Source organism: Streptomyces tamarix, assembly GCF_032423885.1.
GTDB classification, from domain to species: Bacteria; Actinomycetota; Actinomycetes; order Streptomycetales; family Streptomycetaceae; genus Streptomyces; species Streptomyces tamarix.
The window spans coordinates 108014-121511 of sequence record NZ_JAWCTQ010000007.1 but is presented as its reverse complement, the minus strand read 5'-3'; the positions used below and the strand labels follow the sequence as shown (position 1 = coordinate 121511).

Sequence of the window (13498 nt, the reverse complement as noted above, 5' to 3'; positions counted from 1 at the left end):
GCCCCCGTCGCCCGGACCGGGGCGCGTCGCGCCGCGTCGCGTCGAAACCGGTGTGAAACGTTTCCCCGGGCCCACCGGGTCGTCCTAGTGAGGGGGCGTACGGGCCCCATCGACGACAGGGATGGACGGGGAGGGCATGAAACAGTCCCGCGCGGACGAGTTCATGGAGTTCGCGGCCGGGCGCACGGGGCACCTGATCCGTTCGGCGTGCCTCCTCACCAGCGGCGACGTGCACCTCGCCGAGGACCTGGTGCAGGAGACCCTGCGACGGCTGTACGTCGCGTGGGGGCGCCGCCTGGGCCGCCGGATCGACAACCCCGCCGCGTACGCCCAGACCGTCCTGGTCCGGGTGTTCCTCACCCACCGGGGCCGCCGCTCCTCCGACGAGGTCGTCCTCCCGGAGCTCCCGGACGGGACGGCCGCGCAGGACGGCGACCCGGACACGCGGCTGGCGCTCCTCCACGCCCTCGCGCAACTGCCGCCGAAGGACCGGGCCGTGGTGGTGCTGCGGTACTGGGAGGACCGCAGCGTCGAGGAGACCGCCCACGCCATGAACACCAGCCCCGCCGCCGTACGGACCCGGTCCACGCGGGCACTGGCGCGGCTGCGGACCCTCCTCGGGCCGAGCCTGGCCGAGTTCACCGCGGTCTGACCGCCGCCCCACGGGCCCCACCCCCTCGAACCCCTACGCGAACTGGTGAATCCCCATGCCCTTTGAGGACGAGCTCGGCGAGGCGCTGCGCCGCGTCGGCGGCACCTTCGACACTGACCGACAGGAGATCCTGGTCATGACAGCCACCGAACAGGGGCGCCGCAGCGTGCGCCGCAGACGTTCCCTCGCCGTCGCCGCGAGCGTCGTCGCGCTGGGCCTGCTCGGCACGGGTGCGTACGCGAGCGGCATCCTGCCCGACCTCGACCGGGACACGTCGATCGCCGACGAGACGCCGGTGCTGGGCGGCGACCGGGTCTTCTCGATCTTCGAGAAGCTGCTGCCCGACGGGACCCTCAGCCAGAAGAAGGTCCTTCCGCGCGGGCCCGGCGAGTACGTGCGCGTCTCCTTCCTCTACCGCCCCGACACGGGCGGCGACAGGCTCGTCGAGTTCCGCATGGGCGTCGCGGACGCGAGCCGCGGGGACGACGGCGGCCGGAACCTCACCCACCTCAACCCCACGAAGCCGACCACCGCGACCGAGACCGGCTCGTGCCGGCGCCAGGTGATCACCCCGGAGGGTCACTTCATCGACCTGGTCCTGTGGAACTCACCCGACCCGAAGAGTCCCGAAGGCACCCGCCCGGCAGCGGGGCTGTCCTGGGAGGCGACGCGGTTGACGAACGCCAACGAGTGGCGCAAGGAACTCGCCCGGTTCCCGAAGGTCGACCCGCTGCTCGGCGAGAAGCCGATGGACCCGGCCTGGGTGAGGCCCCCCGCCACCGTGTCCGGCCCGGGCATGGCCGCCACGCTCCAGTCGCTGCTGCCGAAGGGCACGTACAGCGCGCGGGCCGGCCGGGGAACCGACCACCCGCTCGGCCCGGCCGGATCCCTCCTGTACGACGACGGCAAGGGCGCGGCCCGGGTCGAGGTCACGGTGTACCGCGTCGACCGGAACGGCGCCTCCGTCCGGGAACACACGCGGTGCCGCTCCCGCGCCTGCGAGCGGAAGACCCTCCCGGACGGATCCCTGATGCGCGCGCACGAGCTGCGGCACAACAAGGGCACGAAGCAGCGCGTGGTCACCTACGTCTCCGCCTCCGGGGACATGGTGGAGGTCACCGCGTGGAACACCCCGGACGAGAAGAGCGAGGTCGTCCTGAGCGAGCCGCCGCTGACGATGGAGCTGCTGAAGGCCGGCCGGGACGAGCCACCGCTGACACCGGAGCAACTGAAGGCCGGCCGGGACGAACCGCCGCTGACGATGGAGCAACTGAAGGCCGTCGCCATGTCGTCCGCGTGGCGGCCGGCGCTCAGCGCGCTGCCCGTCGCGCCGGACGAGGAGGTCAGCGGGCCCACGCGCCCCTCGCACTGGTTCCGCAACATGGACCTCATCGCCACCGGGGAGAAGACCGTGTGGAACGAGGACGGCCTGGGGGACGGCCTCGTCGAGCTGCGCGTCGACCGGAACCGGCGGCACACCGGGGACGAACCGCTGCTGGAGGTCCGCCAGGAGCGGGTGGACCGGGGCGGCAAGGGCGTCATCCGCTGGGTCCTCACCGGTGCGCAGCCGGGCGGCGCCCGCATCACCGTCACGGCGTACAACGCGCCCGCCCCGGACGCCGACGCGACCCGCACCACCCCGCCGATCAGCCTGCCGTGGCTGAAGACGGTGGTCCTGTCCGACAACTGGAACAACAAGAACTTCCAGCGGAGCCTGGAGCTCCGGAAGGAGCGGAACTGACCTCCGCCTTGGCAGGAGCTGCGCTGAGCTTCCGGCAACTTGTAGCCGCAGGTCAAAGGGCTGGTATGAACGGGCTGGTACGAACGACGCTCTGGGTGATCGCATTGGCCGTTGGAGGCAGTCCGTGCAGCACACCCTCTGTCAGCGGTCGCCTTCGAGGTCGTCAGGACGAGCAGGCACGCAGGGGGCGGGTCGCGCGGGAGGCGGATCGCGAGGGAGGGGCCGGTGCGGAGTCCGGTGAGGGGCCGCCAGTTCTTCAGGTGGACATCCGAATACAGGCAACGCCGGCGCTGGGACTACGCATTGGTGGTGGCTCGACGTCGCCGGTCAACTCGATTCCGGTGAGAGCCGTGCTGCGCGGGAGGCGAGGTGGCGCCGTTCGGGTGAGCTGGTGGCACGTCGGGCGGCATCGCGGTAGGCGTCCACCGCTGCGTCGTGTCGACCGAGCATCTCCAGGAGGTGGGCCCTGGTGGCGAGCAGGCGGTGGTGGCGTGCCGTGCGCTTGTCGGACTGCAGGGTCGTAAGGAGGTCGAGTCCGGCGGCGGGACCGTGGACCATGGCGACGGCGACCGCACGGTTGAGGGTGACCATCGGGTTCGGAGCGAGGCGTTCCAGCATTTCGTACAGCGCGAGGATCTGCGGCCAGTCCGTGGTGTCGACGTGGTCGGCCTCGTCGTGGACGGCGGCGATGGCGGCCTGTAGCTGGTAAGGGCCGACCTGCCCCCGTGGCAGGGTCTTGCTGATGAGGTCGATTCCCTCGGCGATGAGCCGGCGATCCCACTGGCCGCGGTCCTGCTCTGCCAGCGGCACCAGATCGCCGCCAGGGCCGATGCGGGCGGGGCGGCGCGCGTCGGTGAGCAGCATCAGCGCCAGCAAGCCTGCCGTTTCGGCATCGTCGGGGAGCAGGCGGTGCAGCAGTCGGGTGAGCCGGATGGCCTCGGTCGACAGAGCGGGCGCGGTCAGGTCGGAGCCGTCTGTGGTGGCGTATCCCTCGTTGAAGATCAGGTACAGCACGTGCAGCACCTCGTTCAGCCGCTGACCGCGGTCTGCCGCCCCGGGCATGCGCAGCGGCATGCCCGAGGTCCTGATGGTCTGCTTGGCCCGGCTGATGCGCTGGGCCATGGTCGCCTCCGGGACCAGGAAGGCAGCAGCGACCTGGGCGGTGGTCAGGCCACCGACCGCGCGCAGCGTCAGCGCGATCCGGCTCGGCGCGGACAGCACTGGGTGGCAGCACAGGAACAGCAACGCGAGGGAGTCGTCCCGGTCGGCGTCCGGCTCGGCATCGGCGGGACGGCTGAGCAGTTCCGCCTGCGGGGTGGCCAGGGCGATACGGTCCTCACGCCGCCGCCGTGCCTGCTCACTGCGCACGTGGTCCACCAGCTTGCGTGAGGCGACCGTGACCAGCCAGCCCCTCGGGTTGTCCGGCGTACCCTCGGCGGGCCACTGCAACGCCGCGGCGAGCAGGGCTTCCTGTACGGCGTCCTCACACGTGTCGAAGGCGGCGTACCGGCGCAGCAGCGCGCCGAGGACCTGCGGCGCCAGCTCGCGCAGCAGGTCCTCGACGCCGTGGTCCACGCTCACACGTCCGCCGCGGACTCGTGCAGGACGGGCCACAGCTCGACCGGCTCCACATCGGCGAAGGGCATGTCCGCCGCGATCTGCTGCGCGCGCTCCTGGCTCTCGCAGTCGAGCAGGTAGAAGCTGGCGATGTACTCCTTGGCCTCCAGGTAGGGTCCGTCGGTGACCGCGGGAGCCCCGTCCTTGCGCCGCACGAGCCGGGCGTTGGCCGCATCCGCCAGGCCGTAGGCGCCCAGGAGCTCTCCGGTCTCCTGGTACTTCTTGTTGAACCGCTCCTGCTTGGCGATGGCTTCCGGCCATGCCTCGGCAGGGAAGGAGTCCCACTTGGCCTGGTTGCCGTAGATCATCGCGACGTACTTCATCGTGTGCGTCCCCTCAGCCCCGCGCGCCCCGTCGGCGCGCTGTCACCCCTCAGTCGGAGCCGGAAGCGGCCGCTCGACATCCGACGACAACTTTCTTCGCTTTTTCTTCCACCGGGCCCAAGGCTGTCCCCACGCCCCCATGACACAAATGATCAACCTACCTGTCCCCTCATCGACGGGGGCAGCCCTGTGGGCACTCGCACGCACCTGGCCCGGCAGTCGGCGCCGGCCCTCACTCCGCCCGGAGCGCCGCCGTCTCGGAGCGGAAGCCGTGGCCGAGCTCCGGGCCGAGGCCGTAGTAGTGGCGGAAGTTGTAGACGAGGGGGCTCCACAGGTCCGGGTCGACGTGCTGGGTGCCGGGGACGGTGACGGCCGGGTCGGCGTGGACGTGGAGCACCTCCGCCTCGACGGTCCAGAAGGAGCCGTCGGCGCTGGGGGTGCGCTGCACTACGCGGGCCTCCAACTGGAGCGGGCACTGCGCGACGCGCGGCGGGCGGACCCGTACCGACGCCTGCGGGGTCAGCCCGGCGGCGGCGAACTTGTCCGGCTCGTACCGGTACACGGCCCGCTTGGCGGGCGGCACCGGGTCGGCGCCGGTCAGCGGGGCCAGGCGCTCCACGGCCTCCCACAGGTCCGGCGACGGCAGGTTGACGACGAGGTCGGGGCGGTCGGCCAGGTTGTGGGCGGTGCGGCTGCCCTCGCCCATGCCGAGGACGACCGTCCGGCCGAGCGCCCAGGCGGACGACATGGGCGCCAGGTTGGGGGTGCCGTCCGGGTTCTCGGTGGTGAGGAGGACGACCGGCGTGCCGAAGTACAGGATGCTCGGGGTGATGGTGCGGTGCCGCCGGGCGGGCGGGGGTGGGGGCGTGGGCGTGACCGGGGGTGCCGGTGCGAACGTGGGCGCGATTGTGGGTGCGGGCGTGAGCGGGGCTGTGGGTGTGGGCGTGGCCGAGGGTACGGGCGTGGGCGTGGGTGCGGGCGTGGCCGGGGTCGTGGGTGCGGCCGTAGGGGTACGCGTGGGTGCGGCCGTGGGCGTGGAGTTCATGGTCCACGACCGTAGGCGGCGGACAGTTCGGCGGCGGCCGAAGTGTGACCCGCCCACAATGGAGCGGTGAGCAGCCCCTACGCGTACGAAGACGGCCCGGACCTCGCGGCGCTCGCGGCGCTCCTGGCCGACCGCACCCGCGCGGCGTTCTGCCTGGCCCTGCTGGACGGGCGGGCGTGGACGGCGGCGGAACTGGCCCGGCACGCCGGGGTCGCCCCGTCCACGGCGACCGGGCACCTCCACCGGCTGGTCGCCGGGGGGCTGCTGACCGAGGAACGGCGGGGCAGGCACCGGTACGTGCGGCTCGCCGGCGCCGACACGGCCGAGATGATCGAGAGCCTGGCGTCGCACGCCCCGTACCGGCCGACGCCCGTGCGCTCCCTGACCGACGCCCACCGGCGCCGCGCCCTGGCCCGCGCCCGCACCTGCTACGACCACCTGGCGGGCGCGCTGGGCGTCGCGGTGACGGACGCGATGACGCAGCGGGGTTACCTGGACTGGCACCACGGCCCGGCGCTGACCGCCGAAGGGCTGCGCTGGCTGCGGGAGACGGGCGTCGCGGACGACCGCCCGGCCGGGTCGCGCCGGCCCCACGTACGCACCTGCCTGGACTGGACCGAGCGCCGCGACCACCTGGCCGGGGCGCTCGGCGCGGCCCTGTTCCGGCACGGCCTGGATGCCGGGTGGCTGACGGTGCGGACCGGTTCGCGGATCGTACGGGTCACGGAAGCGGGCGCCGAAGCCCTACACACCCTCCTCGACCTGCCGGACACCTTGGACACGGCCGTGACCTCCGCTTGACTCCGGCCCTCCACCAGTGCAGAAACCCCAGCACCCGCACAGCCTCCTGCGCGTCCGGCGACCAGGCTTGCAGGACCCCACCAGTTCATTCACGCGCTCTCAACGAACCTGAACCCGAAGCGCTTCGGTTCAATAGGCGGCCAGCGGAAATAGGGATAGCGGCAGCGGCCAGTCCGGCGATCCCCAAGGAAAAAGCTTCGATGAATGCCGGTAGGTATGCGGGCTCGTGCAGCGGCCATGCCCACCTTGCAGGGGTTCCGTGGCGAACCCCGAAGGCGGCGCAAGCAATCGGAAAGAGCGTGACAAGTGCGGCCGCGACATGAGAGCTGATGAAGATACGCAGTAGTAGCGCGAGTCCGAGGTAGCCCATGAAATTACGGGCCATTCCTGCGGCAAGGATATGGCCGGTCATGGACGACACGAGCCAGCCTCCAGCCAGCATCACTGTCGTGCAGGCCGTCATGAACCCGGTGTCCCACCGTCTTACAGGTCGCGCGGCCGTCACCTCGGTGGCACTGTCTCCACGGGACTGCCCGTACAAGATGAGACATACCGGTGCGAGTGGCAGCAGGAATGGTAGGGGGAACGAGAAGGAGAGTCCGCCTACCACAACCGGCACGGGCACCTGGATGGAATCGGTAACGGCACCAAGTACCAGACAGGTGACGAGGCTGGCGCAGACTGCGGGCACTCGGCGGACACGAAGCCACCAGTCCATGAACTTCTCTCTCTGTCAGTTTGCTCGTGGTGGCGGGTTCAGGAGCGCTCGGAGTTGAGGAGGGGTTGCAGGTCGCACCGCTTGAGGGTTTTCACGTTCTGCTGGAACCAGGCCTGCTGGACCTGGTGGGGACGTTCGAGAATGCGGGTGGTGACTTCGACTTCAGCCGGCGCGTAACGGGATGCGACGACTTGGAAGTCCGCCCCTGCGGTGACGGCAAGCCACATGCTGAGCGGCCCGTACGCCTGACTTCCAGGCCATTCGCCATACTTGGCGCAGGTCGGGATATCTTCGGGTAGAGCGCTCAATGCGACAAGAGAGCGAACATCATTGGACGTCGGCATGGATGACCGCGGCGACAGCTCCGCGGCGGTGGTGACGCCGAGGGAAGCCAGACGGGTGTGTGCGTCTGTTGCCCATGCGACGACGTCCGGGGCGGCGTCGCGCTGTTCGGGCCAGAGGCAGACCCGCGGCTGCACGCCCGAGCAGGTACGCAAGGCAGTGGAGCGGGATTCGGCCGCGCTGTATCCAAGGGGATGGGCAATCCATGCGGAGAGGGCCACTACAACAGTCAGGGAAATGGGGGCCAGGATCCGCAGACTCCACCGCCGTACTGTCACCAGTCGGGCGGCCAGGAGCAGACCGATCGAAACAAGCATCGGCGCCAGAATACTGCGGGGCGCTACTACTTGGTCGAGCGCACAGCACTCGGCGAGGTTCGTACCGTTCAACTGCCGGATCCAGAAGGTGTTCATTGCCGCTGGATAAGCCATCCATACGAAGCTGCCCACCAGCGCCACAGGAACGGCCAGCAGTCGAGGCAAGCTGAGCCCGATGACGTATCCGATGGCGGTATGCGCCGCGACAACCAGCAGTTCCAAACCGACTATTGCCACGGTGGTCCAGCCGGGACTACCTGCGGCCTGCGGCAGGAGCAGACCGAGGGATACCGCCACTGCAAGGGTCCCCAGGATGAGCGTAGGTGTCAGGGCGGCAAGTGACACGCTGCTGAAAGTCCGCACTGGTGCTCCTTGCAGAGCCCGGGACTGCCGGACGCGCACCCCCTCCCAAGCACCGCAAGCGGCCACGGCCGGCGCTGTCCAGACCAGCAGGGAAGCACTTTGCGCGGCAACCGACTCCCAGTACCCGTGAGTGACCAGTTCGGTGACCTTGCTGCTGTACGCAAGCAACCACAGGAGGAGCAGAATGCCGATGCGGGGGGCGACGGACACCCGCAGCACGATGCGCCACGGCATGTTTACACCTCCTCCCTGACCAGGCCGGCGTAGGCGGCCTCGGCCCGACGCTCCTGCGCCACCTGACGGGGCGCGAGGTCGAGAAAGGAGTCGGTTGTCCCCTGAAAGAGGATGCGACCTCGATCGAGGAGGATGACCGAGTCGTAGCTGTCCGCCAAATCCTCTGTCTGGTGAGTAGAGACCACGAAGCTCGCCCGACCCTTGAGATTCTCCAGGAGGTCGCGGAACACCCTTCGCTGTGTCGGGTCGAGGCCGGCGGTCGGTTCGTCCATCAGTACCACTCGCGCCGAATGCACCAGCGTTTGAGCGATACCGAGGCGCCGTAACTGGCCTCCTGACAGACGGGCGGCGGAGCGTTCGGCCAGTTCTCCCAATCCGACCCGCTTGATCGCCTCCAGAGAGCCGTCCCATGCGTCCCGTCGCGACATGCCTTTCAGCCAACCGGCATACGCTGCCTGTTCCCTGACCCGCAGCCCTGGGACGGGAGACACCTGCTGCGGCAGCCAGCCGACCTGCCGTCGATACTGCTTCAGATCACCACGCCTACGCGTGTCAAGATCACCGAGCGTCACGCTCCCCGCGTGAGGGGTGAGCGCGGACGCGAGAAGTGCCAGCAATGTCGACTTCCCTGCGCCGTTCGGCCCGAGGAGCACAACGCATCCCGACGGCAGTTCGAGCGTCAGGTCTTCGAGTACGAGATCCCGGCGCCGGTACCCAAAGGAACAGCGCGAGATATGGATGGTCATCCTGGTCTTCTACCGCTTCCATGAGAGATGCGGCCCCCCGGAAGAGCAGGGGGCCGCAATCGGCCCGATTACTTTCAGTAACGGGTGACGACGCTGCTGACGTTGAGCCTAGTCGAGCCTATGTAGATGAAGTAGAAATCTGCGGCCCCCACTTCGCCCCAGGACACCGTGTTACAGGTGTTGCTCCTCGTGCCGTGGCTCACGTCCGGAAGGAAGTCTCTGACGTGATCGAGTTCAAGGGTCGCGCTCGAGGGTCCCCCGAAGTTGCAACCCGAGAAGCTTACAGTCGTGCTGGCCTTGTCGTTGTGGTTGTCCGTCCAGCGACGGGATTCATTGCCGCTCAGCCAGTTGGATATGGAGCTGCTCCAACTCCCCTCGGCAGAGGCCGGAGGGGACAGGGAGAAAGTCGCAACCAAGGCAGCCACTGCGACGGCCCCTACCCGATTGATCTTCATGTTCATGTCATTCCACTTCTTGTGGGTGTAACTCCAACTTTTCGCTCGTCTCCGGATTGCGCGAAGGATCCGTGACTTCCTGGAACATACGTTCCCGGCCGCGGTCCGCCAACAGGTTGGGAGTCAAGATCGGCCATACTGTCGACGGGGGTGAAACTTTAAGGAAATGTCGGGAAATGGCCACTGTACATTACTCGATTACTGTGCTCGTGGTTACCGATCCACCGTCCAACCGGACACATGACCGATACTAGGTGGTTGGGGCGCTGTCAACGCGACGCCGTAGAAGGCGCCCAGGCCTACTCCTGAGCGAAGGGGGGCATCGCGACTTGGAGCTACCCCTCAGGTTGTCGCTGCCGGAGTTCCTCGAGGAAAGGCAAACTGCGCTTAAGGGCTTGCGAGATCATTAACACTTCGTCTTGATCTTTTCGCCGGGTTCGCCGGTGACTGAAGTTGCTCTCGTGGTGTCGTAGTGGCTGACGGCCGGTTGTCCGCTGAGGTGTCACCGGTGCATACGGCATCCACCAGGAGGGTCTGCCAGTCGAACAGGGCTGTTTCGTAGTCGGTGGTGACGGTAAATGCTCCTCTGCGACCATTGAGCGTGCATGATGCGAACACACTGGTGGAAACGGTGTTTTCGGGGTTGCCGACGCTGGTCATCGAGGGTGTGGCGGACGGCGGCGGAATAGTCCGGGCTACGGCTCGGACCCGGGATGTTCTCGTTCCCTGTCCGGAGTGCGGGGCCGTGACGGGAGCCACGGGTATCACGGCCGGACGGTGCGGGATGTGTCGGTCGAGGACCGGCAGGTCGTGGTCCGGGCGAGGATACGACGGCTGGTCTGTCCGGTCCTGGACTGCAGGCGGCAGCCTTCCTGGAACTGGCCCCCGGGCTCCGATGTATGGCCGCGCGGACTTCCCCCTCCTCCGCCACCATCGACTACGGAACAGACCCGAACGATTTGCAGTCCCTGCCCACCCGGCCCGAGTACGATGTGCTGCTTCTACTGCTCCGGCGCCCCGTCTTGGCGAGCGGTACTGGTTGAGCTTGCTTCGGCTGGGCCGCGTATGGGTGTCGCGAAGCCCGCGCGAGGCCGGTCGTCAGTCTCCTCGCACATGCGGGAAGACCGACGACCGCGGCTGTTGGACGGCGTGGGGAGGCACTCGGGCGGGTTCCCGGCTCCCTCTTCGAGGCGTTGGTTCAGTGTGAGGGATCATGCGCTGCCAACTCGACGGGGCGCCGGCGCCCGCGGACGGGGCGGTCCGCAGGTCATGGCCGGAAGGTACTGGTCAAGGGCAGCGCCCGCGACTATCTCGTCGTGGAACGTGTGTGATCAGTTTTCCTTCAGAAGCTGGTCTGCGCCGTCGTACACGTGTCCGTTGAGCGAGTCCACGCGCCAGATGTCCGCCATGCCGCTCGTCTGGATGTCGGGTGCCGGTTGCCGAGTACCCTGTGAGATGTTTACGAGCCACGTGGGGCGCCAGATGCCATCCCTGTCGACGGCTTTGAGCGTGAACGCTTTGATCGTCATGTCATCCGGCACGCCACCGCGATCGGCGAGTTGCTCGGCCAGTGCTTCTCGGACCAGCGACTCCGCCTTCTTGGCGTCCAGCTTCGGCTTGTCGAGGTCCAGATGCTCAGGTCCGAGGGAGACGTCTACCTGTGAAACGGTACCGACACGGCTGACCTGTACATCCAGCATCCTGGGCATGAGGACACCGTCGTCGATCCACCGCCAGCTGGTGATCCACCCGAGCTCCGCTTTCCCGCCCACGGGGTATGTTTTGTGAACTGTGGCGTCCGCGCCCCATGGGTAGCGTTCACGCATGTATGCCTGAGCAACCTCGTAAGCAGCATCGTCAGTGGTGGGCGGCTTGCTACCAGTGACCGGATAACCCATCGCGCTGGGCCGGTCACTGTCCTGAAGGAGCACGTTGAAGCGGTTCTTGTCCGGCCAGGAGAGGGTGCCGTTGGCAAACTGCTCCGGATGTGCCGTGTCCCGGCTCAGTAGTGTGAAGGCGACGTTTCGACAGGGTACTCCGACACAGGGCTGGTCGTAGACGGGGCCCAGCTTGTAGCGGTCGCCGAAGGCTTCCTTCACCGCATGCTCTACGGCTTGCCGCTGATTGTCGTCCGCCTGGGACAGCCCCGTGCCGTCGATGTGGGTGAAGGCCATAGCCGGGTAGGCGACGCCGGATCCCAGAAGCACGACGGCGAGTGAGGCGAACAGGGAGGCCCTGGCCGCGCCCTTCCACTCGATCGTTTCGAGCTTGAGGAGTACGAGCACCGCGACGGTAAGTCCAATGAGGCCGCCGAGAATGTTCATCTGTGCGTCGGCGCTATCGCACACTCGTCCCAGGCCGTCGACCTCCGCCTGGACGACCTCAATACCCAAGGGAAAGGTGACCACTCCGACGAGTACGGGCAGCGGGCACCTGACTGCCATGAGCGCGAAGAAGCCGAGTGGAACCGTCATGGTGAGATTCCATAGGCCTTGGGTAGTCCGAAAGGGCTCGACCACGTCGTGGTTGATGACGCACTGGCCACTGGCAGGACCGCTGCCCATGAAGGTGACGCTGAGAACTCCGGCAACTGTGGCTGCGAGGCCGGCGAACCACACGCCGTGAGGACTACGCAGACGACGGGCGAGCAGCCAAGCTCCGATCCCGAGAGCGAGGGCGGCCAGAGTGCATGCGGCTAGGTAGCCATAGTGGTCTTGGAAGATGGCGGTAAACACGGTCGGTTCCTTGCTGAAGTCAGGCCAACAGAGCGTCGCGGGACTCCGCCTGGACAAGGACGGAGTCCCGCATGCTGCCGGTTCAGCAATGGGCGGCGGGCGTCTGGTAGCTACCGGCGGAGTAGTTCAGGATGCCGACGCTGCTCAGGCACAGCGCGCTGGCGCTCGCCGTCCACGACCGTGTCACCGTCTGACCAGAGCTGATGGAGAAGTAGGACGAGTACGTGGTGGACCCGCTCATGGTGTAGCCGAGGCGAACGCTGACGGCAGAGCCACCGGACTTGTAATAGGTGGTGTGAACGCCGGTGCCGTGCGTCGGGTACAGGTCACGCTTGCCATGGCTCAGAACACCGTTGGACAGCTTGGTGCAGCGCAAGCTGGGGAAACCTCCCTCGGTGTAGCCCGAGGAACTGCAGTACGTGTTGGCCGAGGCGGTCGGGGCGCCGACCAGGATAGAGCCGGCGGCCAGGGCCGCCGAGATGACAGCAGCGCTCGTCTTGGATCGCACTCTGATTCCTTTGTCTCGGGCGTGTCAAGCACCTCCTGGAGTCGATGGAGGCCGGATCACAGACGGATCCCACTTGACGGCCCCTCGCATGGGGGCCCGAACTAGATCGAACATTCGACACCCCGCGAGATCCACCACTGGACGACATGATGGCGTAAAATAACCAACTTGTGACTCTAAGTAGCCTAAATCAATCATGCGCTTGCCCGGCTGTAGCAGCAGGTCAGGGAGCGGTGTAGATCCGGGGAGCAGTCCCTGCAGCGGTCGAAGTGCCGGTGACGTCCCCTCGCCGTCCCGACGACCCTCAATCCATCTGGCTGCCGTCACACCCAGGCTCGTCGGCACATCCGTAAGTGCGTGCGGCTCAACCCGAACATGGGCCAGTGGAACTTACCCACCCCACTGCTCCCCCAGCACGATCGAGGCGGCGAGCTCTTCGTCATCAGCTTCCAGTTCGTCCGCGAGGTTTTCGAAGATCTCGTCACCTTCATGAGGTTGACGGACGCGACGGAGCACCCCGTGCGCTCCTCCCCTCAGGATTTCTGCCGCGTGTTCATCGGATCGGGTGCTCCCCTGTGTGGCGCGGGGCGGGGGCCCGGCGGGCGGGGCGGGCGGGGCGGGGGCCGTTCTCGCCGCTCCTGCCGGGGGAAGCGATGCCGGGGGAAGTGGCTCGGCGGAATTGTCCGTCCGGGCCGGGGTTGCCGCACCACGGGCGTGGTGAAAGACTGATTCAACGCCCCAGCCGGCGGCATGCGGAAAATCGGTGCCAGCCCGTTCCAGAAGAATCCGAGAAGAGCCGGGTGGAATCCCGGCCCACTGGGCCGGTGTCGTTCTCAGGGACGGACGCGTCCCCGTTTCAGGTCGTCGACGAGGCGGTTCCCGCATCGCGGATCCTCGACAC

The 13498-nt window shown here is 67.7% G+C and carries 13 protein-coding genes and 1 pseudogene; 4 read left to right on the top strand and 10 right to left on the bottom strand.

Features of this window, described 5'->3' with window-relative positions:
* Positions 1 to 136: 136 nt before the first annotated feature.
* Both RND61_RS08415 and RND61_RS08410 read left to right on the top strand, forming a co-directional pair.
* Positions 137 to 652, top strand: a complete 516-nt coding sequence (locus RND61_RS08415; RefSeq protein WP_315877179.1) for a SigE family RNA polymerase sigma factor — start codon at positions 137 to 139, stop codon at positions 650 to 652.
* 55 nt (positions 653 to 707) lie between these two features.
* Positions 708 to 2393: a hypothetical protein gene (locus RND61_RS08410; RefSeq protein WP_315877178.1), complete on the top strand. Its 1686-nt coding sequence runs from the start codon at positions 708 to 710 to the stop codon at positions 2391 to 2393.
* A 327-nt stretch (positions 2394 to 2720) separates the two neighbouring features.
* On the opposite strand, the gene RND61_RS08405 is transcribed toward RND61_RS08410, so the two are convergent.
* The 3 genes from RND61_RS08405 to RND61_RS08395 all read right to left on the bottom strand — a co-directional run bounded on the left by RND61_RS08405 (position 2721) and on the right by RND61_RS08395 (position 5165).
* On the bottom strand, positions 2721 to 3974 hold the full coding sequence (locus RND61_RS08405) for an RNA polymerase sigma factor (protein ID WP_315877177.1): 1254 nt from the start codon (positions 3972 to 3974) through the stop codon (positions 2721 to 2723).
* Positions 3971 to 4333 (bottom strand): YciI family protein, encoded by a 363-nt coding sequence (locus RND61_RS08400; RefSeq protein WP_315877176.1) that lies wholly within the window; start codon positions 4331 to 4333, stop codon positions 3971 to 3973. Before RND61_RS08400 ends, RND61_RS08405 begins: the two co-directional genes overlap by 4 nt.
* A gap of 232 nt (positions 4334 to 4565) precedes the next feature.
* The gene (locus tag RND61_RS08395) at positions 4566 to 5165 is read right to left on the bottom strand and encodes a flavin reductase family protein (protein WP_315877256.1); all 600 of its coding nucleotides are present in this window, start codon (positions 5163 to 5165) and stop codon (positions 4566 to 4568) included.
* Between the two features lie 279 nt (positions 5166 to 5444).
* On the opposite strand from RND61_RS08395, the gene RND61_RS08390 reads away from it, so the two are divergent.
* The gene (locus RND61_RS08390) at positions 5445 to 6179 is read left to right on the top strand and encodes an ArsR/SmtB family transcription factor (RefSeq protein ID WP_315877175.1); all 735 of its coding nucleotides are present in this window, start codon (positions 5445 to 5447) and stop codon (positions 6177 to 6179) included.
* An 85-nt stretch (positions 6180 to 6264) separates the two neighbouring features.
* Here the strand turns inward: RND61_RS08390 and RND61_RS08385 are convergent, their stop codons facing one another.
* The 4 genes from RND61_RS08385 to RND61_RS08370 all read right to left on the bottom strand — a co-directional run bounded on the left by RND61_RS08385 (position 6265) and on the right by RND61_RS08370 (position 9360).
* A complete protein-coding gene (locus tag RND61_RS08385) occupies positions 6265 to 6642 on the bottom strand; it encodes a hypothetical protein (protein WP_315877174.1) in 378 nt (125 codons plus the stop codon).
* Positions 6643 to 6935: 293 nt separating this feature from the next.
* The gene (locus tag RND61_RS08380) at positions 6936 to 8153 is read right to left on the bottom strand and encodes a DUF7224 domain-containing protein (RefSeq protein ID WP_315877173.1); all 1218 of its coding nucleotides are present in this window, start codon (positions 8151 to 8153) and stop codon (positions 6936 to 6938) included.
* Between the two features lie 2 nt (positions 8154 to 8155).
* Entirely contained in the window at positions 8156 to 8899 is a 744-nt protein-coding gene (locus tag RND61_RS08375) for an ATP-binding cassette domain-containing protein (RefSeq protein ID WP_315877172.1), read from the bottom strand.
* Positions 8900 to 8973: 74 nt separating this feature from the next.
* Positions 8974 to 9360: a hypothetical protein gene (locus RND61_RS08370; protein WP_315877171.1), complete on the bottom strand. Its 387-nt coding sequence runs from the start codon at positions 9358 to 9360 to the stop codon at positions 8974 to 8976.
* A gap of 595 nt (positions 9361 to 9955) precedes the next feature.
* On the opposite strand from RND61_RS08370, the pseudogene RND61_RS32825 reads away from it, so the two are divergent.
* A pseudogene (locus tag RND61_RS32825) lies at positions 9956 to 10245 on the top strand (transposase family protein); the annotation flags it as partial.
* 440 nt (positions 10246 to 10685) lie between these two features.
* Here the strand turns inward: RND61_RS32825 and RND61_RS08360 are convergent.
* The 3 genes from RND61_RS08360 to RND61_RS08350 all read right to left on the bottom strand — a co-directional run bounded on the left by RND61_RS08360 (position 10686) and on the right by RND61_RS08350 (position 13113).
* Positions 10686 to 12089 (bottom strand): VanZ family protein, encoded by a 1404-nt coding sequence (locus tag RND61_RS08360; protein WP_315877170.1) that lies wholly within the window; start codon positions 12087 to 12089, stop codon positions 10686 to 10688.
* Between the two features lie 82 nt (positions 12090 to 12171).
* Positions 12172 to 12597 (bottom strand): hypothetical protein, encoded by a 426-nt coding sequence (locus RND61_RS08355; protein ID WP_315877169.1) that lies wholly within the window; start codon positions 12595 to 12597, stop codon positions 12172 to 12174.
* A gap of 390 nt (positions 12598 to 12987) precedes the next feature.
* The gene (locus RND61_RS08350; protein ID WP_315877168.1) at positions 12988 to 13113 is read right to left on the bottom strand and encodes a hypothetical protein; all 126 of its coding nucleotides are present in this window, start codon (positions 13111 to 13113) and stop codon (positions 12988 to 12990) included.
* Positions 13114 to 13498: the final 385 nt, after the last annotated feature.